1 protein-coding gene is annotated in these 574 nt (G+C 44.6%); it reads right to left on the reverse strand.

Annotated elements, in window-relative coordinates; all coding sequences use genetic code 11:
• Positions 1-163 precede the first annotated feature (163 nt).
• Positions 164-562: a single-stranded DNA-binding protein gene (locus tag DWW10_RS25860; RefSeq protein WP_005868746.1), complete on the reverse strand. Its 399-nt coding sequence runs from the start codon at positions 560-562 to the stop codon at positions 164-166.
• Between the last annotated feature and the right edge of the window lie 12 nt (positions 563-574).

The following is a 574-nucleotide window of genomic DNA, read 5'->3' on the forward strand; positions in this document are numbered from 1 at the left end:
TCTTTTCTGGTTTGCCCATAATCAGCCGCATAGCGGATGACTACGGGCAAACCGGGAATGAGAACAGTCATTCCGATGAAGGGGAGGGTGGGGAAGAATACTGCGTGAACGCAAAAACACTCTCGGATATGTAGCAAAAAAAAGCGGCACTAGGCCGCTTCAATCATTTGCTTGCTTTTTTCTTTTTAGAGACAGCCTTCTGTTTAGGCTGATCCGGTTTTTCTTCTTCTTTTTCCGGAGCCGGATAAAACTTGGTGGCTACCATCACAATGCGGTTACGCTTCTCCCCACTTTTAGAATCCGTCCATTCTTCCGGCTTAAAGTAGCCTTCAACGGTTATCAGCTCACCTTTTTTCAATACATCGAAGGAATCCAGTGCTTCATTCTTTCTCCAGGCTTCAATCCCCATGAAAGCGGAAACATAAGAGGTTTCTTCACCTGTCTTGTCTGCACGGCTGACCGCGATAGAAAAGCGTGCTACGCTTGCTGTTTCAAAACTACGGATTTCTGCATCCTTACCGATAAAACCTGTTACTGCGAATGAATTTTCAATCTTTTTCATATCTCTGATTTT

The organism is Bacteroides intestinalis (genome assembly GCF_003464595.1).
Classification (GTDB): Bacteria; Bacteroidota; Bacteroidia; order Bacteroidales; family Bacteroidaceae; genus Bacteroides; species Bacteroides intestinalis_A.

Coding starts and splice junctions, on each gene's coding strand:
- DWW10_RS25860 (WP_005868746.1), bottom strand. CDS start 562: ATGAAAAAGATTGAAAATTCATTCGCAGTAACAGGTTTTATCGGTAAG.